This window comes from Streptococcus parasanguinis, assembly GCF_015556095.1.
GTDB lineage: Bacteria > Bacillota > Bacilli > Lactobacillales > Streptococcaceae > Streptococcus > Streptococcus parasanguinis_Q.
This window is the reverse complement of sequence record NZ_JADNLT010000002.1, coordinates 142,878-166,143: the sequence shown is the minus strand read 5'-3', so window position 1 is coordinate 166,143 and position 23,266 is coordinate 142,878. Positions and strand designations below refer to the sequence as shown.

Here is a 23,266-nt window from a genome sequence, read left to right as displayed (position 1 = left end):
CTTTCTCATCATATTATAGGAATTGCTAAAATAGATTGACAGTGCTAAATAGATTAGGGTATCCTATTCTTGATTGGAGATTTCTAATACAAGAAAATGAAAGCGATTACAGGTCGTAGAGAAAGGAGCCAATGGAAATCGCTCAAGAAAAAGAAAAAAACCATACAAGGAGGTCAAGATGAAAGGTCATCTATTTGAAAAGAAAGAACGATTTAGTATACGAAAATTCAGTGTGGGAGTTTGTTCCACATTGATTGGGTTAGCATTTTTAGGGACAGGCGCTGTCTCTGCAGATGAGGCGGTTTCTACTAGTGAACAACCCTTAGAAACCTCTTCAGTAGCGACCGAAGACGTCAATCATTTAGTGAGAGAAGCTGGTGTCTATACTGCAGATGCGGCACTTCCTACAGCTGATCCTGCAAAACCAGCCGCAGAAGCGGTCACTCCAGAGGCTAGGCCTACAAGTACAGAAGCTAGCTCGACAACTACAGATACTCCAGCTGTTTCAGAGACTGAAAAACCGAAAGCTACTGCTGAGAAAGTGGCTGATTTACCAACCAATGAAGAAAAACAATTAAGACCCAAAGAAGTTAAGTTCGATACCTGGGACGATCTCTTGAAGTGGGAACCAGGAAAACGAGTGGATGACGATATGAACAGAGCAAGCGTTCCACTTGCGAGTCGTTTCCAAGGAAAACAAATTAATGAACAAGCCAACCCTGAAGCGAAGATCCAAGCGCTGTCAAACATGAACTCCAAAGCCAAGGATCATGCGTCTGTCGGCGGGGAAGAGTTTAAGGCCTATGCTTTTGATTACTGGCAATATTTGGATTCTATGGTCTTTTGGGAAGGGCTGGTCCCATCAGCAGATGTGATCGATGCTGCCCACCGAAATGGGGTTCCTATTTATGGGACAATCTTTTATAACTGGTCTAGCAGCATCAAGGATCAAGAACGTTTTGCAGAAACCTTGAAAGAAGATAGTGAAGGCTCTAAAACTTTCCCGATCGCCCGTAAATTAGTCGAACTTGCCAAGTACTATGGCTTTGATGGTTACTTTATCAACCAAGAAACGACCGGAAATCTTGTAGAACCATTGGGTCCAAAATTGAGAGATTTTCTTCTTTATACCAAGGAATATGCGAAAAGTCTGAACTATCCGATTAAGTATTCTTGGTATGATGCTATGACCTATGAATATGGCCGTTACCATGAGAATGCGCTGGGAGAATACAACTACAATTTCATGCAGCCAGAAAATGGGGAAAACCCAGTGGATACCTTCTTTGCTAACTTTAACTGGGGCAAATCAGAAGTGGATTATTCCATCAGTACAGCCAAATGGATTAAGCGCAATCCTTATGATGTTCTAGCTGGACTTGAGCTCCAAAAAGGTGGCTCTTATAAGACTAATGTAGACTGGAATGCCATTTTAGATGAACATGGCAAGTTGCGTCTATCTCTTGGTCTTTATGCGCCAGATACCATTACAGGTCTAGGAAAGACTGGAGAAGGTTACCATACTCATGAAGATCTATTCTGGACAGGTTTCCAAGGAGATCCGACTAAAGGAAAACCAGCAGACCAATCTTGGTACGGAATGTCTAATTTGGTTGTGGACAAAACCCCAATCACTAGTGAAGATTTCAATACTTCCTTCAATACTGGTCACGGAAAACACTGGTTTGTGGATGGCAAGATTTCTAAAGAAGGGGAATGGAACTACCGTTCTGTTTCTGGCTACCTTCCAACATGGCGTTGGTGGGTAGAGCATAGTGAAGATAGTACACCATTAAAAGGTCGCTATGATTTTGATCAAGCTTACAATGGAGGAAATTCTCTAGCTTTTGAAGGAGATTTAAAAGCCAATAGCAGTCAAAATGTCATGCTCTATTCGACCAAGATTCCTGTGACAGAAACGACAAAATTGAGCGTCAGTCATAAAGGTGGGGTCGGAGCAGCTGCCTGGGTAGCTGTTGCCACCAAAGAAGACTACTCTGAATACGAATGGAAAGAATTAACACCGAGTGCAGATTGGTCTACTCAAACCTTTGATTTGGGAAGTTTGGCTGGCAAGACCATTTATGCTGTGAAGATGTTCTTTGACCATGATACGGATGTCAAAGACTACAAATTTAATCTCGGCCAATTGTCGATTACGTCGAACCAAGAGAAACCAGCTACTCCAGCAGAAGTATCCGTTCGGGCAAAACGCCTACAAAATGCGCAAGAAGCAGAAGCAGTCCTCAATTTTAAAGGGGTAGCAGATGCGGATTATTATGAAGTCTATGAAAAAGATGGCGATAACTGGCGTCTCTTAACAGGATCTTCTGCGACAACCGTCTATCTACCAAAAGTTAGCCGTTCAGCAAGTGCCAAAGGAACCACTCAGGAACTCAAGGTTGTGGCAGTTGGGAAGAACGGCCAACGTTCAGATGCGGGAACCGTGGCCTTTGATTGGGGCATGACCGTGTCAGATACCAGTCTACCAAAAGTTTTAGCACCAAACGTGGTCATCGGAGCCAAAGTGATCGGTTCAAGCTTCCCAGATGCGGATGGTAGTGAAGGCATTGAAGGCATGTTAAATGGGACCATTACCAGTCTTTCAGATAAATGGTCTTCTGCTCAATTGAGTGGAACCGTCGATATCCGCTTGACACAACCTCGGACCATTGTTCGTTGGGTCATGGACCATGCCGGTGCTGGTGGGGAATCTGTCGATGATGGCAAGATGAATACCCGTGACTTCGACCTTTACTACAAGGACGAAGCGGGTGAGTGGAAGCTCGCTAAGGAAGTTCGTGGCAATAAAGCCCATGTGTCCGACATTACACTGGACCATCCAATCAAGGCTCAAGACTGGCGTCTCCATGTCATTACAGCAGATAACGGCACCCCATGGCAAGCCATCCGGATTTACAACTGGAAGATGTATGAAAGTCTGGATACTGAAACGGTCAACATCCCGATGAAACATGCTGCAGCGCAAAACTTGGGCAATCATTTTGTCCAAGTCGGCTTCAAAGATGTTCCGGCCAATACCACACTGACTCTTTATGCCGATAAAGAAGCCACCAGTCCAATTGCGACCATGACAGCCGATCAAGCTGGAAATCTCATCTTTAAACCACTGGCTTTTGAATCAACCCCATCTCTTCTCTACTATCGTGCGCAAGAACCTGGCAAAGATATCAGTAACGTTCTAGCGATCGAGGTTCCAAAGAATGATAAAGAAATTGCGGGACTCCAATTTGAAGATGGATTGACCAAGAAGGTCTACCGGGAAGGCGATGCCCTTTCCTTGAAAGGGGCGACTCTCCGAGTTCATTATAAAGATGGCCAAGCAGATCAACTGGTCAACCTCACCAACTCAGGTGTAGAGATTCATGGATTTGACAGTAGCAAGCTTGGAGAACAACACCTAGAAGTTTCTTACCTTGGTCAGAAATTGGATAAGACTCTCACTGTTTTTGTGGTCAGTGCAGAGGAAGCAGGTGAAAAAGCAGTTGCTGGTCTAGAATTGACCGACAAACCAAAAGTGGAATATATCGTCGGAGAAGCATTGGAGAAAGAAGGCGGACGCTTTACAGTCGTCTTTGAAGATGAAACGACCGAAACGCACGCCTTGACCGATGAAGGTGTTGAAATAACTGGATTTGATGCGAGCAAGGAAGGCCGTCAAACCATCACTATCCATTACAAAGGAGCTAGCACAAGCTTTGATGTCCTCGTCAATCCAAAACCAGCTCTCAACGATGAATACCTTAAGCAAAAATTGGCTGAAGCTGAAGCTGCAAAAGCCAAAGTAGACTTTACTTTTGCCACTCCTGAAGTTAAAGAAGCTTTGCTAGCTGGAATGTCTGCTTCTGAAAAAGTCTTGAAAGAGCATGATACCAGCACACAAGATCAAGTCAATGAGCAGTTGAACCAATTGACCGCTCTCTTGAAAGCCTTGGATGGTCAAGCTAATCTAACAAAAGAAAAAGAAGCTCTCTCTGCCCTAACAACAGAAGCGACTGCTCTATTAGCAAGCAAGCCAAATCACCCTTCTGGTGAAGCTTTACAGGCACTCCTGGAGAAAAATAAAGAGCTCCTAGCTTCTTCAGAGCTCACTCCTGAAGCGCTTGAAACAGCTAAGACAGGTCTAGAGACCTTGATTGCGCTCCTGAAAGAAGACAAGCCAGCGGTCTTTGTAGACCCTGCGACTGGAGTCGAAGTCCAATTCTCCAACTTAGAGCCAACCGTTGTCAAAGGACTAAAAGTCGCAAAAGTTGAAGCCAATCAGGCAGAAAAAGAAGAGCTGAAGGGCCGAGAAGGAATCGTCTTTGATATTGAAGGTGTGGATGCCAGCGGTCAAGATATCGATACCCACCATCCATCCCTTGTGAAAATCCCTGTGGATAAGGATAAAGAAGTGGAGCAAGTTCTCTTCTTCCCAGAAGGTCAAGCACCTCAATCCTTGGCCTTTGAGAGAGTTGGAGATGTGGTCATTTTTACAGCTCCTCACTTTACTCACTATGCGATTGTCTATAAGCCAGCACAAACGGAAGAACCAGATCAACCGATCCAACCAGAAGAACCGGCTAAACCAGATCAGCCAGTTCAACCGGCTCAACCAAATCAACCTGTTCAACCAGCTACCCCAGTGACTCCGGATCTAGCTAATCCATTGAAGCCTACAGAGCCTTCTCAAGTGGATCAGTTGGCCCCAACGACTTCTACTCAAGCGGGTCATCAGGAGGAAGAACACAAGGATATGGTTGACCAAGAGATCCATCAGTTGTTAAGTGCCCACCAAGGAGTGAACTTACAGCCAACGGTTCAGCAAGAAACAAAAGATGCAAGTAAAGAAAGTCAATCGGAACACTTGCCAAATACGGCAAGCCTAGAAGCTTCCTTTGCAGCTGAAGCTGTTCTCCTAGCAGCCTTAGGCGGCTTCCTCTTGGCTGGTAAGAAGAAAGAAGAGTAAGGCTTTTACAGGATTCTTTTGTTCACTTAAAAAGTCACTCTCAAAAAAACCTCTCTGGTGAAAACTAGAGAGGTTTGATCTTGTATCTAGAAGTGTCGTTCGGATCCTACGAATTAGAAGGGAAAAGCATTGGATTTTTCTACCTCTTTTACAGCTTTTGTGATATAATTATCATGTATTAAAAAAAGAAGGAGTCATATCTAATGGCAAAATTGACTGTTAAAGACGTTGACTTGAAAGGGAAAAAAGTTCTCGTTCGTGTTGACTTCAACGTTCCTGTAAAAGATGGCGTGATCACTAACGATAACCGTATCACTGCAGCTCTTCCAACTATCAAGTACATCCTTGAACAAGGTGGACGTGCAATCCTCTTCTCTCACCTTGGACGTGTAAAAGAAGAAGCAGATAAAGAAGGTAAATCACTTGCTCCTGTAGCTGCTGACTTGGCTGCAAAATTGGGTCAAGAAGTTCAATTTATCCCAGGTGTTACACGTGGTGCTGAATTGGAAGCAGCTGTTAACGCTCTTAAAGATGGACAAGTTCTCTTGGTTGAAAACACTCGTTTCGAAGATGTTGACGGCAAGAAAGAATCTAAAAACGATCCTGAACTTGGTAAATACTGGGCATCACTTGGAGATGGTATCTTCGTAAACGATGCATTTGGTACTGCTCACCGTGCACACGCATCTAACGTTGGTATCTCAGCAAACGTTGATAAAGCTGTTGCTGGATTCCTTCTTGAAAACGAAATTGCTTACATCAAAGAAGCAGTTGAAGCTCCAGAACGTCCATTCGTAGCTATCCTTGGTGGATCTAAAGTATCTGACAAGATCGGTGTTATCGAAAACTTGCTTGAAAAAGCTGATAAAGTCCTTATCGGTGGTGGGATGACTTACACATTCTACAAAGCACAAGGTATCGAAATCGGTAACTCACTTGTAGAAGAAGACAAATTGGATGTGGCGAAAGCTCTTCTTGAAAAATCAAACGGCAAATTGATCTTGCCAGTTGACTCAAAAGAAGCGAACGCATTTGCTGACTACACTGAAGTGAAAGACACTGAAGGTGAAGCAGTAGATCCAGGATTCCTTGGTCTTGATATCGGTCCTAAATCAATTGCTAAATTCGACCAAGAATTGACTGGTGCGAAAACAGTTGTATGGAATGGTCCTATGGGTGTATTTGAAAACCCTGACTTCCAAGCTGGTACAATCGGTGTGATGGACGCTATCGTGAAACAACCAGGCGTTAAATCAATCATCGGTGGTGGTGACTCAGCTGCCGCAGCGATCAACCTTGGACGTGCAGACAAATTCTCATGGATATCTACTGGTGGTGGTGCTTCTATGGAACTCCTTGAAGGTAAAGAACTTCCAGGATTGGCTGCTCTTACAGATAAATAATCTAATGAGAATTAAGAGGCTGGGACTTTTGTCCCAGCCTCTTAATTGTCTTTGCATCGTCGAGCAAGACGCAGTGGTTGAGTGGGCTCTACTACACTGATCTCATCAGCTTTTATAGCCCTACTCAACTGTGCGGAGGTGGGACGACGAAATCGAATTCTAACGAATTACCGATTTCTGTCTCACTCTCTTTTCTTTCTATTTTAACTGTTCTCTCCGTTCTGAAAATATGGTAGAATAATAGAGATAGAAAGATAGGTGACCATGGATTACTTTAAACGACACAAATTTGATTGGTCCAAATTCCGTTTGGGGATGAGAACCTTTAAAACAGGTATTGCCGTTTTTATTGTACTACTTATTTTTGGAATATTTGGCTGGCGCGGCCTTCAGATCGGGACCTTGACAGCTGTTTTTAGTTTGAGGGAAGACTTTGATAAGAGTGTCCACTTCGGGGCTTCGCGTGTCATGGGCAATAGTATCGGAGGCTTTTATGCTGTTTTGTTCTTCCTTTTAAAAACGCTCTTTCATGGGGCGTATTGGGTGACTCTGATTTTTGTCCCAATTGCGACCATGTTAACCATTATGACAAATGTCGCTATGAATAATAAAGCAGGAATTATCGGAGGAGTTTCGGCAATGCTGATTATTACCCTCTCGATTCCTAACGGAGAAACCTTCTTGTATGTTTTTGCCCGAATATTTGAGACCTTTATCGGCGTTTTTGTTGCGATTTTGGTCAATTCGGATGTCGATCGTATTCGAGATTTTCTCAAGAAGTACAAAAAACCTATGTAAGATTATGTAACATTTAATCTTGACATAGATTTTTTTTTCGATATAATAGAATAGAAAGAGGAATGGTATGAAGGAAAAGGAATTACGACGCTCGCTGGCAGTCTTTCCGATCGGAAGTGTTATGAAGTTAACCGACTTGACAGCTCGCCAGATTCGTTATTATGAAGATCAGGGATTGATTTCTCCTGATCGGACAGAAGGCAATCGCCGCATGTATTCGTTGGATGATATGGACCGCTTGCTTGAGATCAAAGATTATATCTCAGATGGCTTAAATATTGCGGATATCAAGAAGAGATATGCGGAAAAAGAGCAAGAGCAAACCAAGGAGGTCAGCCAAGAAGCCATTCGTAAGGCTCTTCATCGCGACATTCTTCAGCAAAGTCGCTTCACATCTTCCCCATCGCCATATGGTCAATTTCGTTGATCATTTCATAAGCTTGTAATCTATTTTAAGGAGACAAAAATGTCAATTACTGCTGCAGATATTCGCCGTGAAGTAAAAGAAAAAAATGTTACTTTTATTCGCTTGATGTTCTCTGATATTTTGGGAACCATGAAGAACGTCGAAATTCCAGCTACCGATGAGCAACTGGACAAGGTTCTTTCAAACAAAGCCATGTTTGATGGTTCTTCTATCGAAGGATTTGTCCGTATCAACGAATCAGATATGTATCTTTACCCAGATTTGGATACATGGACAGTCTTCCCTTGGGGAGATGAAAATGGTAGCGTAGCTGGCTTGATCTGTGATGTCTATACGACAGAAGGAGAACCATTTGCAGGAGACCCACGTGGCAACTTGAAACGTGCGCTTCGTCATATGGAAGAGCTTGGATTCAAATCCTTTAACCTTGGTCCAGAACCAGAATTCTTCCTCTTCAAGTTGGACGAAAATGGAGACCCAACTCTTGAAGTAAACGACAAAGGTGGCTACTTTGACTTGGCTCCAACGGACCTTGCAGATAACACTCGTCGTGAAATCGTAAATGTCTTGACCAAGATGGGCTTTGAAGTAGAAGCCAGTCACCACGAAGTAGCCGTTGGTCAGCATGAAATCGACTTTAAGTATGACGAAGTGCTCCGCGCTTGTGACAAGATCCAAATCTTTAAACTCGTTGTGAAAACCATTGCGCGTAAACACGGTTTGTATGCAACCTTTATGGCCAAACCAAAATTTGGAATTGCCGGATCAGGTATGCACTGTAATATGTCTCTCTTTGACCAAGATGGCAACAATGCCTTCTTTGATCCAGAAGATCCACGTGGAATGCAATTGTCAGAAACTGCTTATCACTTCTTGGGTGGTTTGATCAAGCATGCCTATAACTTTACAGCAGTGACAAACCCAACCGTCAACTCTTATAAACGTTTGGTTCCTGGATATGAAGCACCCGTTTACATCGCTTGGGCAGGCCGCAACCGTTCCCCATTGGTACGTGTACCAGCATCACGTGGTATGGGAACTCGTTTGGAATTGCGTTCAGTAGACCCAATGGCCAATCCTTATGTAGCCTTGGCAGTCTTGCTTGAAGTCGGCCTTCACGGTATTGAAAACAAAATCGAAGCACCTGCTCCGATTGAAGAAAATATCTATGTGATGACACCGGAAGAACGTAGAGCCGCTGGAATCACAGATCTTCCTTCAACTCTTCACAATGCCTTGAAAGCCTTGACTGAAGATGATGTGGTGAAAGCTGCCTTGGGTGAGCACATCTACACCAGCTTCCTTGAAGCCAAACGAATTGAATGGGCAAGCTACGCTACCTTCGTATCACAATGGGAAGTAGACAACTATCTAGATCTTTATTAAGAAACAAGAGCAAAGAGAGTGGGACAGAAATCGGTAATTCGTTAGAATTCGATTTCGTCGTCTCACCTCCGCACAGTTGAGTAGGGCTGTAAAAGCTGATGAAATCAGCGTAGTAAAGCCCACTCAACCACTGCGTCTTGCTCAACAATCCAAAAACAATTAAGAGGCTAGGACTTTTGTCTCAGCCTCTTCTTTGCTCTTCAAAATGCAACAATAAAACCAGTTGAAACAGTAGTCTCAACTGGTTGTTTTGTTAATTTTCGTCATCTGGTGTGAGAATCATTGGGATAATGATAGGTTCACGTTCCGTGCTCTCGTATAAGAATGGGCGAAGGGCATTGACAATCGCACCATTGACGGTTTGGATATTGGCATCTTTGTTCTTCAAGGCGATACGAATAGCATTGAAGAGAATGCGTTGGCTTTCACGAATCAGATCTCCTGATTCACGCATGTAGATAAAACCACGGCTCAAGATGTCTGGTCCAGCCAGGATCATCTTCGATTTGAAGTCAACAGTCGCAACAGCAAGAACGACACCGTCTTCGGAAAGGTCTCTCCGGTCACGAAGGACAGCAGCCCCGATTTCACCGATGCGATTTCCATCGACATAGATATCTTGAGCATTGAAGCTTCCTGCGATCCGAGCAGAGTTGGCTGTAAGAGCAAGGACATCACCATTACTCATGATGAAGATATTGTCTTTTTCCACTCCGCAATCACGCGCAAGTCCTGCGTGGATCTTCTGCATCCGGTATTCACCATGGACAGGCATGAAGTATTTTGGTTTGATCAAGCGGAGCATGAGTTTTTGTTCTTGTTGCCCCCCGTGTCCAGAAGTATGAATGTTGTTGATCTTCCCGTGAATGACATCGACACCCGCTTCGGAAATCGTATTGATCAATTTATTCACACTGGTTGTATTTCCAGGAATCGGACTAGAAGAGAAGATCACGGTATCTCCTGGTTGGAGTTGCACTTGGCGATGCGTTCCGTTGGCAATCCGAGAGAGGGCTGCCATTGGCTCTCCTTGGCTTCCTGTACACATGATCAGGATTTCATTGGCTGCATAGTCTTTGATCTCATTTGGCTCGATAATAGTTCCAGCAGGGACCTTGATGTAGCCAAGCTCGATTCCGTTGACGATGGCTTTTTCCATCGAGCGTCCAAAGACGACGATCTTACGACCGGTCTTAACAGCGGCCTCAGCTGCTTGTTGGAGACGGAAGATATTCGAAGCAAAGGAAGCAAAGATGATGCGCCCGTGAATGCCTTCGATGATCTTCATGATGGATTGGCCAACTACTTTTTCAGAGTTGGTAAAGGTTGGGACTTCTGCGTTGGTTGAGTCTGAGAGCAGGCAGAGAACGCCTTCTTCCCCAAGGGCCGCCATCCGATGGAGGTCAGCCGGTTCCCCAACAGGTGTGAAGTCGAATTTGAAGTCTCCGGTACAAACAATCTTTCCTTGAGGGGTGTGAATCACAATCCCTAAAGGTTCTGGAATCGAGTGAGTCGTACGGAAGAAGGTTGCTTTAAGATTTTTAAATTGAAGCTCAGTGTTTTGGTTGATTTCGTAGAGTTTGGCATCACGAAGAAGACCGTGCTCTTCTAATTTTCCACGGATCAAGGCAAGCGCCAAAGGTCCAGCGTAGATAGGGACATTGGCTTGCTTCAAAAGGAAAGGAATCCCACCGATGTGGTCTTCGTGTCCGTGGGTAATGAGGACCGCTTTGACGCGATCGATATTGTCAACGATATAAGAGTAATCCGGGATTACATAGTCGATCCCAAGGAGGTCATCTTCTGGAAATTTGATCCCGGCATCGACAATGATGATTTCATCTTGGTATTCGATCCCGTAGGTATTTTTCCCGATCTCTCCAAGTCCACCAATGGCAAATACACCAACTTCTTCAGGTTTTAAGGTATAAGCCATGGATTAGTACTCCGTTAGTTCAAAAGCACCTGACTCTTTCTCGTAAGCAAGGTGTTGCTCAGAAAGTGGTGTGATAAATTCAATGTTGAAATCTGTGTTTGCTTCAACCAATTGACGAGCTTGGATGCGTCCTTCGCGTTCATTCGGTGCATCAATATCGAGATAAAGTGCATGCGTGGTTTCACGACGAGGGTTGCGGTCTTTTGTTTCCTGATAAAAAACTTTGTAAATCATGAAGTAATTTTCCTTTCATTATTTCGGTCTATTTGTTAGCTGCGAAGGAGTGCAATCACTAGAGTTTCCTACTCGCAACTAGTGGACCTGATTCGATACAATTAATTATCATTATATCATAAATTCGCCCGTAAGTAAAAGATAGACTGGAAAAGTCAGAGAGGCAAAGACCTATAATAGAGAAGCTTTTGAGCGGTTTTGCATATGAAAATCCTGCGCTCTAGAGGAGAGTTTCGCTGGGATTTAAAGGGAATTTGTAGTATAATATAATCCAGTTCAAGAGGAGTAGGAAATGAAATTATTAGCATTTGATACCTCGAGTAAGGCTCTTTCTGTAGCGATTTTAGAAGATGAGACTCTACTTGCAGAAACAACATTAACCATTAAAAAAAATCATAGTATTACCTTGATGCCGGTCATCGATTTTTTGATGCAACAAATCGACTTGACACCCAAGGACTTGGATCGCATCGTGGTGGCAGAAGGTCCTGGGAGTTACACTGGACTGCGCATTGCGGTCACAACGGCAAAGACCTTGGCTCATACCTTAGGAATTGAATTGGTCGGGGTTTCAAGTCTCTTAGCCCTAGTGCCAGATGGTCTAGAAGGTTTAGTAGTGCCTGTCATGGATGCCCGTCGAAACAACGTTTATGCAGGTTTTTACCAAGATGATCAGCTGGTCGCACCAGAAGGGCATTTTCCATTTGAGGAAGTCCTAGAGCGTGCAGCGACAAGTGAGCAGGTCACCTTTGTCGGAGAAGTCACTGCCTTTAAGGAGCAGATCGCCTCTAGCCTGCCAAGGGCTACTTACTTTGAAACGTTGCCAGATGCAGTGAAAATCGGACGTCTCGGTCTCAAACAAGCGCCTGTTAGCCTCCATGATTTTGTCCCTCATTATCTCAAACGGGTCGAAGCAGAGGAAAATTGGCTCAAAGACCATACGGAATCATCGACCTCCTACATCAAGCGTCTATGATGAAAGGAATAATCAGGAAAGGGAGCGTCCAGGATACGGCCGCCATTCTCGCTGTGATGGAAGATGTCTATGAAGCTAGTCCCTGGAAGTTGGAGCAGATTGAAGCTGATTTAGAGCAGGAATCGACCTCCTATTTCCTAGCTGTGGATGAAGAACAAGTCCTTGGCTTTGTTGCTATTCAAGAGACTCTCTATGAAGCAGAGGTCTTACAGATTGCGGTCAAGCGCGCCTTTCAAGGCCAAGGCTTAGCTCAGCAGTTACTTGCGCAGTTGCCGGACCAAAAAGAGATTTTCTTAGAAGTGCGCGTGTCCAATCAACCGGCCCAAGGTCTATACAAAAAAATGCATTTTGAAGAAATTGCACGGAGGAAAAACTACTATCACGATCCCATAGAGGATGCTGTGATCATGAAGAGGAACCCAAATGAAAGATAGATATATTTTGGCTTTTGAGACATCTTGCGATGAGACCAGCGTGGCTGTCTTGAAAAATGACGACCAACTCTTGTCCAATGTCATTGCCAGTCAAATCGAAAGTCACAAGCGTTTTGGTGGGGTGGTGCCTGAGGTAGCCTCTCGTCACCATGTGGAAGTCATCACCGCTTGTATTGAAGAAGCCCTGGAAGAAGCCGGTATTACAGAAGCCGATGTCACAGCTGTGGCTGTTACCTACGGTCCAGGCCTGGTTGGAGCTCTTTTAGTCGGCCTAGCTGCAGCCAAGGCCTTTGCCTGGGCGCATGGACTTCCTTTGATTCCTGTCAATCATATGGCAGGGCACTTGATGGCCGCTCAAAGCGTCGAGCCCTTAGAATTTCCACTTTTGGCCTTGCTGGTGAGTGGAGGACATACAGAACTAGTCTACGTCAGTGAAGCGGGTGATTATAAGATCGTCGGAGAGACCCGTGATGATGCTGTCGGAGAAGCTTATGACAAGGTCGGGCGCGTCATGGGCTTGACCTATCCAGCAGGACGTGAGATTGATCAGCTGGCCCACCAAGGGGCTGATATCTACGATTTCCCTCGGGCCATGATCAAGGAAGACAATCTGGAATTTTCTTTTTCAGGGCTCAAGTCGGCCTTTATCAATATGCACCATAATGCCGAGCAAAAAGGAGAAAGCCTCTCCAATGCAGACTTGTCAGCGAGTTTTCAGGCAGCCGTCTTAGACATTCTCATGGCCAAGATCAAGAAGGCTTTGGAGAAATATCCGGTCAAAACTCTAGTCGTCGCTGGTGGGGTTGCAGCCAACCAAGGTCTCCGTGAACGCCTGGCTTCTGACATCACCGATGTCAAGGTCATCATTCCGCCTCTGCGCCTCTGCGGGGACAATGCAGGGATGATCGCCTATGCCAGTGTCAGCGAATGGAACAAAGAAAACTTCGCAGGCTGGGATCTTAATGCCAAACCAAGCCTAGCCTTTGAAGGAATTGAATAAGAAAAAGGAGCCAATTGGATGTGCAAGGTCCAATGGCTTTTTTGCTGGGATCTCACCAACTAGTAGCGGATTTGCGAAGGGATTATAAAGCTTTCTCTCTCATTGGTCCTTTTTCAACCTTTTTTCTTGTGTTATAATAGAGGTCAATGATTCAGAAAGGAGTGAGAGAGTGGAAAAAGATTTTTGGCAGGGGGTGAAGGACGCGCTACCGACGGCTTTGGGCTATATCAGTATTGGCCTGGCTTGTGGTGTGGTGGCATCTCCCTATCTTTCTCCTTTAGAGATGGCCTTGATGAGTGTCTTGGTCTATGCTGGGGCGGCTCAGTTTGCGATGATCTCTCTGATTGCGGCTCATTCTTCGATCTTGAATATGGCCTTGACGGTGTGTTTGATCAATCTCCGTAATATGTTGATGAGCCTACATACGTCGTCTGACTTTAAGGATGCTAGTCTCGCTCATACCATCGGGATTGGAAGCCTCCTGACCGATGAGAGTTATGGGGTCTATTTGAGTGAGAAGCTAAAGACGGACACCATTACAGTTCCGTGGATGCATGGGAACAATCTAGTAGGCTACGTGGCCTGGATCGGTGCTACTGTCCTTGGAACGGCTCTAGGATCTCTCCTACCTGATCCAAAGGCTTTTGGGCTTGATTTTGCCTTAGTGGCTATGTTTATTGGGATTTTTGCAGCCCAGTTTCAAGGGATGCAACTGACAGAAAAGACCAAGACCATGCTCATGGTGCTGTTAGCAGTAGCAGTGAGTTTCTTTCTCTTACTCTTTTTTGTTTCGCAACCGCTAGCTGTGCTAGCTGCGACCTTGATCGGCTGTTTTGTGGGGGTGGTCTGTGATGCGTGTGAATAGTTATATCTTCATGGCCATTCTGGCCTCAGCCCTCGTTACCTGGATTCCTCGGATCTTGCCCTTCCTCTTAGTCAAATACAAGGGACTGCCGGCTCCTGTGACCCGCTTTCTCAAATACCTGCCCATTTCCATTATCTTTGCCTTGGTTTTATCAAGCTTAGTAGATGGAAAAATTGGAAGTCTCCCGCAGCTCCACTGGTTGGACCTAGTAGTGACCATTCCCAGTCTCTTTGTAGCCTTTCGTTACAAAAACCTTATGGGAACCGTTTTGTTTGGGATTGTCTTGATCGCCCTATTACGATTGGCATTTTAAATGGAAAAATATGTTACAGAAAAATTACAATTATTACAAAAATACTTGATTTTTGTAATAATTGAGGTATAATGGGAGTCAGAAAGATAAAGAGGTAATCGTATGAAAAAATCAATCTTCCGTTGGAGTGCCGCTGTTCTGGTGGCTGCTTCACTTGGTCTAGCTCTCGGTGGTTGTGGTGCAAAGGATAAAAAGACAGCTACCTCATCCGCAAAAGCATCTACCAGCAAGGTAGAGAAAAAAGCCAAAAGTAATAGCAAAAAGAGTGCAGCATCTTCCTCTCAGGCAAACGATACAGCTAGCTCTTCGACTCAAGCCAGTAGCGCGACAGCTTCAAAAGACTCTGGTAAGACAGAGAATGCGTCTACTACGACGCAAGCTCCTGTCCCTGCAGAATTGGTGGGAACTTGGGTAGGATCTAGTCCACAAGCGGATGCGATCAAGATGACCGTCGATGCCAATGGAGATGTGACAACAGTGGTTAGCTTCAAAAATGATAGCGAACCAACTCGGACAGCGACCTATACGGCTAGAGCTGTCAAAGCAACTGGAAATATCTACTATTGGGAGTCAGAAGGATTGGATGGAGCTGATGCCTTGCTTCCTGGGATCACAGGGTTAGGTGGAGCTAACTTCCGACTGGAGCCAGGTTTTGTCTTAGAAGAAGGACATTATACCCCGATTGTTTTCACAGCGCCTGTCAATACAGAATTTGACTACACCAAATACAATGATTTCCGTTTTTCATTAACCAAAGAACAATAAAAAGACGAACTCGATGGAAAATCGAGTTCGTTTTTTTTGATAGATTAACGAAGATAGATAACTTTGAACAATAATACAGCTAAGATAGCAGCAAGAATTGGGGCTACAACTGGTACCCAAGCATACCACCATTTAGAATCCCCTTTGTGTTCTCCTAATACAGATTTTGGAAGGAAGGCATGGACCAAACGAGGACCAAAGTCACGAGCAGGGTTCAAACCAGGTCCAGTAGGACCTCCAAGTGACGTAACAAGAGCCATAACAAGGAAACCAAGAGCCAAGTGAGCAATTCCTAAACCTGAAGCGTGTGCTTGTGATAAAGCCAATTTTGCTGCTGATGTGGTAGCATCAAAGACGCCTCCTTGTTCAGCAGCAGCTTTTTGAGCAAGACCTGCAACCTCTGCACCAAAGAAATGTTTCGTCAAGCCGAGGGCACCAAAGAAAAGGACGAATGATCCAGCAAACTCGTTGATGAAGCCATTAATGGTAGCGGCTTTGCGTGATTCAGGAGTTCCTTTATCCAAACTAGAAATCGTTGAGAATGTTCCTAAGATGTTGTTAGGATTTTCAGTTTGGATGTAGTATGGACGGTGAGTCGCAACGACAACCAATTGTCCAAACATAGCTCCAAGAAGTTGAGCAACGATGTATGGTAAAACATTTGCCCATGGGAAGAGTCCGCTAACTGCAAGTCCAAGAGTGAAGGCTGGGTTAATGTGGTTTCCTGAAACATTACCAAACATTAAGGCTGGAATCATTACTCCCATCCCATATCCGATCGCAATGACAAGCCAACCGCTTTGATGACCTTTTGTTCCTTTTAATTCGACGTTTGCAACTGCACCATTTCCGAGGATAAGCAGCAAAGCCGTTCCAATAAACTCTGAAAAGAGTTTAACACTAAAATCAAAATCCATGATTCTAATAATCTCCTTTATAAATTTTATACCAATCCATTCTATCAAGTAAATACTAACTTGTAAAGAATTTTTAAAAATTTTATTTCAATAGATGAAGAATAAAGTTAGTGAATTTCTATCAGTAATGAGGGCTCCCTGCTACCCAACCGGTGCAGAGGGCGGATGTAATATTAAAACCGCCTGTATGGGCATTGATATCGAGGACTTCTCCTGCAAAGTGGAGTCCAGGAACGAGCTTACTTTCTAGGGTTTTAGGATTGATTTCTTTGAGGCTGACACCACCCTTGGTCACAAAGGATTTGGCTAGAGACATCTTCCCAGTGACGGGGATGGGCAGCTCTTTGATCTTTTGAATGAGCTCTTCTGTCTGAGGAGGAGTGAGTTGCTTGGCTTTTTCAGGGAATCCTTGCGCCAAGAAATCAGCTAACCGTTCAGGAAGCAGAACTTTGAGACTATTTTTAATCGCCTTTTCTCGATGCTCTTCTAGAAAGTCTTTTAACTCTTGAGAAGAAGTGGTCGGAAGGAGGTCCAGAGATAAGATTTCACCGCCTTTAACAAAGCTGGACATCCGAAGGGCTGCAGGGCCAGAAAGTCCAAAATGGGTAAAGAGCAGGTCGTGTGTGATGATGTGTTTGCCGTAGCTGAGGGTCACATCTGTCAGAGAGATCCCTTGGAGGGCCTTGTGTGGAAAATCTGTCAAAAGAGGACTTTCTGCCGCTTCGAGATCTGTGATGGTGTGTTTAAAGTGGCGGGCAATTTCGTGTCCGTAGCCAGTAGAGCCGGTAGAGGGGTAGGATTTGCCTCCAGTCGTAACGATCAGCTTATCGGCTGTCCAAGTGTTTTCAGATGATTTGACGATGAAGATGTCTTCTGGCTTGGTGACAGAGACCACTTCACAGTTGGTGGCAATGCTAGCACCAAGCTCAAGGATTTTATTTTCTAAGGCTTGAATAATGGTGCGAGATTGATCACTAGCAGGAAAGACCCGGCCATGGTCTTCGACTTTTAGCTTGACGCCATTATCGGTGAAAAATTGGATGATATCATGATTATCAAATTGGGAAAACACACTGTAAAGGAAGCGCCCATTTCCAGGGATACCGGCCATCAAATCGTCTAAGGTTCCGTTGTTCGTGACATTACAGCGACCTCCTCCGGTACCAGCAAGTTTCTTACCGAGCCTTTTATTTTTTTCGATCAGTAGTGTAGGTTGGCCATAAGAGGCGCTGGCAATGGTCGCCATCATACCTGCTGGGCCACCACCGATGACAATGGTGTGAAAATGAGTCATGTAGATCCTTTCATGTTAACTTAACCGTTTTTGGTTTCATTGTATCATAAAATGGATGTCATGAATCAAAATAGTAGCTTCAATTTTTGGTAATTTGTTTTATTTTTTTAGAAAAAAGCTTGCAAATTTTCCGAAAAGGAGTAAACTGATAGGGATAAATGGATGTTTACTTCTAAGTAAGCAGAAGCGAGGATACGAATCCTTATTGGAAATGATCCAAAAAAAGGGAGATGAAGATGAAATTATATGTACAACTGACGATTATATTCACGATTTCATTAATTGGTGAAATCATTTCGGATGGGTTGCACTTACCAATTCCTGGAAGTATGATCGGGCTGTTGATCCTATTTTTATTATTGCAGTTTAAGTTACTACGCATGCGCCACGTCAATATGGTAGGAAATTTTTTATTAGCAAACATGACGATTTTATTTCTTCCCCCTGCTGTCGGTATCATGGATAAATTTCATGTGATTGCTCCTTATCTATTTCCGATCATGTTGATTCTAGTTGGAGCCTTGGTTATCAATGTGGCTTTAATTGCAATTGTGGTTAGTTTTATAAAAAATCGTTTTGAAGGTGATTATCCAGAAGGGGGACGCAAGCATGGCTAATTTTGCGAGTAATCCTTTATTTGGGATTGTCTTATCTATTTGGGCTTATTTGATTGGAATGTTAATTTTCCGCAGGTATCCTCATCCAATAACAACGCCACTTTTAGTGGCTACAGTTATCGTTATCTTATTCTTAATGATTACAGGAATTTCTTATAAAGATTACTATGTCGGTGGTTCCCTGTTAAATCAGTTGATTGGACCATCGACAGTCGCCTTGGGGATTCCTCTCTATAAGAGTTTCCATTTGATGAAGCATCATGCACGGAGTATTCTGATCGGCTCGACAGTGGCAGTTATTGTGAATACGATTTTTACAGCATTGATCGCGAAAGCATTTGGAATGAAGTACTTTCTAGCCATTTCGCTCTTTCCAAAATCAGTTACGACTGCAATGGCAGTTGGGATTACTGAAAAAATGCAAGGAATTACGACCATCACTCTTGTGGTAGTTGTAGCAACTGGATTATTAACAAGTGTCTTGGGCCCAACGATATTGAAACTGTTAAAAATAAAAGATCCAGTGGCTATTGGTTTAGCCCTTGGCGGAACAGGACATGCAGTAGGAACAGGGACAGCGTTTAAGTATGGTCATGTGGCCGGTGCTATGGCAGGATTGGCAATTGGGATCACAGGAATTTTGTATGTATTCATTAGTCCAATTGTGGCTTCGATGATTTTATCCTAAAACAATTTATTATTTTTCTGAGAGAGGCTCAAAAAGGCTCTCTTTCATTTTGTAGTGAAAGCTTAAAAATCCATCCGGAGTGAAAGAAGCTTTTCATGATTACTATCCAAAGCTTTTCCAAGCGTCTAAAAAATGGTATAATGAACTGTAAATTTCAGAAGTTGGAAGGAATGTAATTACTATGATGAATATGCAAAATATGATGAAGCAAGCTCAAAAATTGCAAAAGCAAATGGAGCAAAGTCAAGCAGAATTAGCTGCAACTCAATTTGTAGGGAAATCTGCTCAGGATTTGGTTGTCGCGACTCTTACAGGTGATAAGAAGGTTATTTCCATCGATTTTAACGCTGCAGTGGTCGACCCAGAAGATACAGAAACGCTTTCTGATATGACGGTGCAAGCCATCAATGCTGCCATTGAAGAAATTGATGCGGCAACCAAGAAAAAACTCGGTGCTTTCGCAGGGAAATTACCATTTTAAGCAAAAAAAGTTTCATCAACTCAAAAGAGGCTGGGACAAAAGTCCTAGCCTCTTCTTGTTTTTGGATTGTCGAGCAAGACGCAGTGGTTGAGTGGGCTCTACTACGCTGATTTCATCAGCTTTTACAGCCCTACTCAACTGTGCGGAGGTGGGACGACGAAATCGGATTCTAACGAATTACCGATTTCTGTCCCACTCTCTCTTTTTATTCATCAAAAAATCCGGATAAGTCCAAGCCTCCAAAGGGATTGGTGGAGAAGTTCTCTTGCTCTTCAAGGAGGGTACGGCCTTGATCAAATTCGAGGAATTGTTGGTAGACAAGAGCTGTCATGCGGGCGTCTTCTAAGCTATCGTGTGATTTTCCTGCAACTCCCAAAAATTCTGCAACGGTGTGGAGTTGGAGATTTTTAATACCATGAAGGTCAGATGGACGACGTTCGAAGGCTTGGTCAAAGACATCGACAGCGTACTGGTCTTCTAAATCCAAGCCATTTTCAAGTAGGATGGGAAGGTCGCTCTTTTTGGCATTGTATCCGATCAAGGGGCGGTCTCCAATGAAGGCCTTGAATTCGCCGAGGACCTGCTCGAGTTGTGGGGCATTTTGGATCTTGTCCTGGGTAATGCCAGTCAGGCCGTTAATAAAGCTTTTTAGAGGCTTATCGGTGTAGACGTAGGAGTCATAGTGGTCGACTTCTTTACCGTCCGTAAAACGCACGGCAGATACCTGGATGATCTGATAGGCACCTTCGTATTGGTTAAATTCGAGATCGAAGGCGATATAATCTTCTAATGTTTTCATGGGAAATCTCCTGTGGTAGAAAAGAAAAGGGACTGGTAGGATCCAGCCCCGGATTATCGACGGAAAACGCGTGCCCAGAAACCTTTGCTTTCTTGCTCTTGAACTTTTTCATTGGCTTGTTCGAGTTCAAGTTTCAAGGTATCGCGGTCGTTCATTGCTTGTAAAGTCAATTGTTGTTGTTGGTCCAATTGCTTGTCTTTTTCAGCAATTTGAACGTCTTTCACGCGCAACTGTTCATCTTTCTTAGCGAGTTGCTCGTCTTTGGCTTTGAGTTGCTCGTAGAGACGGACGATTTCAGAATTTTTTTCATCCACCAGAATTTCCATCAATTCGCGTTGCTTCACATCATCGCTGACTGGCTCATCTTCAAAAATAGTTTTTTTGTAGATTTCTTCGAGCTTGATCAAGCCACTACGGGTTACAACGGTAACCCCTTTTTCGTTTTTTTGTGTATCTTCTGGAGCCAGCGCCTTGACACGGTTATTGACCGCCTGGCGGCTGACTCCTAAAATTTCAGCAATTTCGCTGACAGTTTTTTCAATCGCCATAACTTCCTCTAATATCTTTTTCTATGAAATACTCTATTTGATAGTAACATAAGTAGGCTAAGCTGTCAAATGAAGCAAAGAAAGGCTAAGCCTTGATACCACGATTAGTGGGCCTCTGTCATTTCAGGAAGATGGAGGCTTGATTGTGCTAAGTCGATGGTGAGTTGGTAATCGGTTTGATCACGCACAGTGATTTCAAAGTCCGTCGTGTAAAGGACCAGGCGAAGGGTTGCGCCTTTTTCGAGCTTGTAGATGGTTGGTTGGAGTTCAAAGTCAAATTCCATCCACTCGCCTGGCGTTACGGCCTCAACTTCTAAGAGGTCATGCCGGTTTTGGAGGTTGAGATAACCTTTCGAAATCATTCGTTGGCCCGCTTCCTTGAATGGCAACTCGGTCAAGTTGTCTAGCATATGGTAGCGACCGTTATCCAGCGTACGGACCGATAAGACTGCAGGATAGGGTTGGAGGTATTTCTTGCTTCCAAGCTCTAAGAGTTGGGCTGAGAGAAGGCCTTTATTGGTGCTGGAGTGCAGTCGTAGGTGAAGGCGAGCTTTTCCGTTGAGGTGCAGGTCTTCTTCGATTGGAAGATCGATGGTCACCTGTTGTGCCTTGTCTTGGTAGAGATCGCTTAAGAAGGTCGGATAAGCCTTACCATAGCGCTCGTAATCTTCCGTTGCATAGCGGTTTTGGATGACTTTTTCACCATCTCCGAGTAGGAAGGTCCGTAGACTTGTTTGATTGCCAAAATCATCCAAGGAAGTCCAACTTTGTTCTCCTGTATTGTCCTGCCAAATGACAGTTGGCAACTCATAGCTTGAATCGTAGCCCAGCAATTTTTTAGAGAGAAGGGCATTCATGCTCTCACGGAAGTCAATGGATTGCCAGTTGTTGAGGTAGACATGGGCACCATTGTGGTAGAAGAGGTGTTTCTTAATGCTTGCTGGAAGGGCTTGGAACATGTTAAAGACGTGAAGCGGTTTGACGTTCCAGTCTTGGGAACCATGGGTAAAGACCACCTCTGCTTGGACTCGATCAGCATGTAGGAGATAATTGCGATCGTGCCAGAATTGATTGTAGTCTCCAGAAGCTCGGTCCAGCTCTTTTTTGACGCGATCAAGATCGGCTTGGTGGGCCGCATTGTGGTGTAAATAATCCCCACCCAGAAGGTTGCGCGAGTAGGTTAATTCGGCAAGGGAATCAAAATCTTCACCTGGATAGCCACCAGGACTTGTCACGAGGCCGTTTTCGCGGTAGTAGTTGTACCAAGAAGAGATCCCAGCCTCTGCAATGATGACTTCAAGACCGTCCACACCTGTGGTCGCAAGGCCGTTAGACATGGTTCCAAGGTAAGAGATCCCGGTGGTTGCGACCTTTCCATTAGACCAATCAGCTTTGACTTGGCGTTTGCGTGTGTGATCTGTAAAGGCCCGGCAACGGCCATTGAGCCAGTCGATAACGTTCTTGTAGGCTTCGATTTGTTGGTAATTTCCATTGGTCATCAAGCCTTGCGAATCTTTTGTCCCCACTCCAGATACGTAGAGATTAGCGTAGCCGCGTGGAAGGAGGTAGTCGTTGAGGGTATAGCTGGAATTGATATGGGTGAGAGTTTCTTCAGCTTCATCGACTAGCTCAGCTGAACCGACAGGATCCACCAATTCTAATTGAGGTACTTCTACTTGAATGGTATGAGGTTCTTTGACCTCGAGGTCGACATTCATATTGTAGAGGGCCTTGTCGCTGGCCTTATCGTTGGTCCCTTGGTGATAAGGACTTGCGGTCATAACAGCTGGAATCTTGCCTTCATAGCGAGGACGGATAATGCTGACCTTGACCAAGTCTGGCAGACCATCTTTGTCGGTATCGACCCGACTTTCCACATAGACGACCTCGCGGATGGCATCATGGCTCGTAAAGGTTGCGAGGCTCTTGCCGTTAAAATAGTGATACTGGTTATCTTCAGGAATCAAGCCATCGCTGACCAACTGATCGATGAGTAAATTTCCTTTTACTGTTCGAGTATTGAGAAGGTGATAGAGGTTTTCTACCAAGTTTCCATACTCAATCGGAAATTGGACTTCTTTCAAGAAGCTATCCGTATCTTCAAAATCAATAAAATAGCGGAAACCGAGTAATTGGAGGGCTACTGTGTAAAAAATGTTCGGAGACCATTCGCAGTCAGATTGGATATACGTTAAAAAGTCTGTTTTAGAATCCACCACTAGGTTAGAGAGGGGATAATCTGTATCTTTATAGGTGAAGTAAACCTTGCGGACAAACCATTCAAACAGTTCTTTTTCTGGGAGGTGGGTGGGAAGGTCAAACCCAATTTCTTTTAGTTCCTTAAGAATGTCTTTTTGGTCAACAGATAGATAGCTATATTGATTGTATTTCATAGACTGCTCCTTTTATCAGTTTC

21 protein-coding genes are annotated in these 23,266 nt (G+C 44.2%); 14 read left to right on the top strand and 7 right to left on the bottom strand.

Annotated features, from left to right (window positions below; genetic code table 11):
- Nucleotides 1-178 precede the first annotated feature (178 nt).
- From I2E70_RS03960 to glnA, 5 genes are all read left to right on the top strand, one after another.
- On the top strand, nucleotides 179-4,969 hold the full coding sequence (locus I2E70_RS03960) for an endo-beta-N-acetylglucosaminidase (protein ID WP_195423544.1): 4,791 nt from the start codon (nucleotides 179-181) through the stop codon (nucleotides 4,967-4,969).
- A 203-nt stretch (nucleotides 4,970-5,172) separates the two neighbouring features.
- Entirely contained in the window at nucleotides 5,173-6,372 is a 1,200-nt protein-coding gene (locus I2E70_RS03955; RefSeq protein ID WP_195423542.1) for a phosphoglycerate kinase, read from the top strand.
- A gap of 264 nt (nucleotides 6,373-6,636) precedes the next feature.
- A complete protein-coding gene (locus I2E70_RS03950) occupies nucleotides 6,637-7,170 on the top strand; it encodes an FUSC family protein (protein WP_024055322.1) in 534 nt (177 codons plus the stop codon).
- A 67-nt stretch (nucleotides 7,171-7,237) separates the two neighbouring features.
- Nucleotides 7,238-7,597 carry a MerR family transcriptional regulator gene (locus tag I2E70_RS03945; protein WP_155124589.1) on the top strand — a complete coding sequence of 120 codons (360 nt, stop codon included), beginning with the start codon at nucleotides 7,238-7,240 and terminating at the stop codon, nucleotides 7,595-7,597.
- A 39-nt stretch (nucleotides 7,598-7,636) separates the two neighbouring features.
- Complete coding sequence (glnA, locus tag I2E70_RS03940; RefSeq protein ID WP_155124590.1) at nucleotides 7,637-8,983, top strand: type I glutamate--ammonia ligase; 1,347 nt, start codon at nucleotides 7,637-7,639, stop codon at nucleotides 8,981-8,983.
- Between the two features lie 253 nt (nucleotides 8,984-9,236).
- Here the strand turns inward: glnA and rnjA are convergent, their stop codons facing one another.
- Together rnjA and I2E70_RS03930 are read right to left on the bottom strand one after the other, a co-directional pair.
- Complete coding sequence (gene rnjA, locus I2E70_RS03935; protein ID WP_003008868.1) at nucleotides 9,237-10,919, bottom strand: ribonuclease J1; 1,683 nt, start codon at nucleotides 10,917-10,919, stop codon at nucleotides 9,237-9,239.
- 3 nt (nucleotides 10,920-10,922) lie between these two features.
- A complete protein-coding gene (locus I2E70_RS03930; RefSeq protein ID WP_003008866.1) occupies nucleotides 10,923-11,153 on the bottom strand; it encodes a DNA-directed RNA polymerase subunit epsilon in 231 nt (76 codons plus the stop codon).
- A 292-nt stretch (nucleotides 11,154-11,445) separates the two neighbouring features.
- Between I2E70_RS03930 and tsaB the strand changes: the two genes are divergently transcribed.
- From tsaB to I2E70_RS03900, 6 genes are all read left to right on the top strand, one after another.
- Nucleotides 11,446-12,129 (top strand): tRNA (adenosine(37)-N6)-threonylcarbamoyltransferase complex dimerization subunit type 1 TsaB, encoded by a 684-nt coding sequence (gene tsaB / locus I2E70_RS03925; protein ID WP_195423540.1) that lies wholly within the window; start codon nucleotides 11,446-11,448, stop codon nucleotides 12,127-12,129.
- Complete coding sequence (rimI, locus tag I2E70_RS03920; protein WP_195423538.1) at nucleotides 12,126-12,563, top strand: ribosomal protein S18-alanine N-acetyltransferase; 438 nt, start codon at nucleotides 12,126-12,128, stop codon at nucleotides 12,561-12,563. The genes tsaB and rimI overlap by 4 nt, the downstream gene beginning before the upstream one ends.
- Entirely contained in the window at nucleotides 12,553-13,563 is a 1,011-nt protein-coding gene (gene tsaD / locus I2E70_RS03915) for a tRNA (adenosine(37)-N6)-threonylcarbamoyltransferase complex transferase subunit TsaD (protein WP_195423536.1), read from the top strand. The genes rimI and tsaD overlap by 11 nt, the downstream gene beginning before the upstream one ends.
- 169 nt (nucleotides 13,564-13,732) lie before the next feature.
- Nucleotides 13,733-14,428, top strand: coding sequence for an AzlC family ABC transporter permease (locus I2E70_RS03910; RefSeq protein ID WP_195423534.1), 696 nt, complete (start codon nucleotides 13,733-13,735; stop codon nucleotides 14,426-14,428).
- Nucleotides 14,415-14,741 carry an AzlD domain-containing protein gene (locus I2E70_RS03905; protein ID WP_195423533.1) on the top strand — a complete coding sequence of 109 codons (327 nt, stop codon included), beginning with the start codon at nucleotides 14,415-14,417 and terminating at the stop codon, nucleotides 14,739-14,741. The genes I2E70_RS03910 and I2E70_RS03905 overlap by 14 nt, the downstream gene beginning before the upstream one ends.
- Nucleotides 14,742-14,843: 102 nt before the next feature.
- Nucleotides 14,844-15,506: a hypothetical protein gene (locus I2E70_RS03900; RefSeq protein ID WP_195423531.1), complete on the top strand. Its 663-nt coding sequence runs from the start codon at nucleotides 14,844-14,846 to the stop codon at nucleotides 15,504-15,506.
- Between the two features lie 44 nt (nucleotides 15,507-15,550).
- On the opposite strand, the gene gla is transcribed toward I2E70_RS03900, so the two are convergent.
- Both gla and I2E70_RS03890 read right to left on the bottom strand, forming a co-directional pair.
- On the bottom strand, nucleotides 15,551-16,423 hold the full coding sequence (gla, locus tag I2E70_RS03895; protein WP_129824629.1) for an aquaglyceroporin Gla: 873 nt from the start codon (nucleotides 16,421-16,423) through the stop codon (nucleotides 15,551-15,553).
- A gap of 121 nt (nucleotides 16,424-16,544) precedes the next feature.
- On the bottom strand, nucleotides 16,545-17,717 hold the full coding sequence (locus I2E70_RS03890; protein ID WP_155124595.1) for an NAD(P)/FAD-dependent oxidoreductase: 1,173 nt from the start codon (nucleotides 17,715-17,717) through the stop codon (nucleotides 16,545-16,547).
- A gap of 236 nt (nucleotides 17,718-17,953) precedes the next feature.
- On the opposite strand from I2E70_RS03890, the gene I2E70_RS03885 reads away from it, so the two are divergent.
- From I2E70_RS03885 to I2E70_RS03875, 3 genes are all read left to right on the top strand, one after another.
- Nucleotides 17,954-18,334 (top strand): CidA/LrgA family protein, encoded by a 381-nt coding sequence (locus I2E70_RS03885; protein ID WP_041818372.1) that lies wholly within the window; start codon nucleotides 17,954-17,956, stop codon nucleotides 18,332-18,334.
- Entirely contained in the window at nucleotides 18,327-19,022 is a 696-nt protein-coding gene (locus I2E70_RS03880) for an LrgB family protein (protein WP_003008843.1), read from the top strand. The genes I2E70_RS03885 and I2E70_RS03880 overlap by 8 nt, the downstream gene beginning before the upstream one ends.
- A 181-nt stretch (nucleotides 19,023-19,203) precedes the next feature.
- Nucleotides 19,204-19,503: a YbaB/EbfC family nucleoid-associated protein gene (locus I2E70_RS03875; RefSeq protein WP_195311629.1), complete on the top strand. Its 300-nt coding sequence runs from the start codon at nucleotides 19,204-19,206 to the stop codon at nucleotides 19,501-19,503.
- Nucleotides 19,504-19,708: 205 nt separating this feature from the next.
- Here the strand turns inward: I2E70_RS03875 and I2E70_RS03870 are convergent, their stop codons facing one another.
- The 3 genes from I2E70_RS03870 to I2E70_RS03860 all read right to left on the bottom strand — a co-directional run bounded on the left by I2E70_RS03870 (nucleotide 19,709) and on the right by I2E70_RS03860 (nucleotide 23,243).
- Nucleotides 19,709-20,302 (bottom strand): 3'-5' exonuclease, encoded by a 594-nt coding sequence (locus I2E70_RS03870; protein ID WP_195423529.1) that lies wholly within the window; start codon nucleotides 20,300-20,302, stop codon nucleotides 19,709-19,711.
- A gap of 53 nt (nucleotides 20,303-20,355) precedes the next feature.
- The gene (locus I2E70_RS03865) at nucleotides 20,356-20,850 is read right to left on the bottom strand and encodes a DUF536 domain-containing protein (RefSeq protein ID WP_125826623.1); all 495 of its coding nucleotides are present in this window, start codon (nucleotides 20,848-20,850) and stop codon (nucleotides 20,356-20,358) included.
- A gap of 104 nt (nucleotides 20,851-20,954) precedes the next feature.
- Nucleotides 20,955-23,243: a Xaa-Pro dipeptidyl-peptidase gene (locus I2E70_RS03860; RefSeq protein ID WP_195423527.1), complete on the bottom strand. Its 2,289-nt coding sequence runs from the start codon at nucleotides 23,241-23,243 to the stop codon at nucleotides 20,955-20,957.
- Nucleotides 23,244-23,266 lie beyond the last annotated feature (23 nt).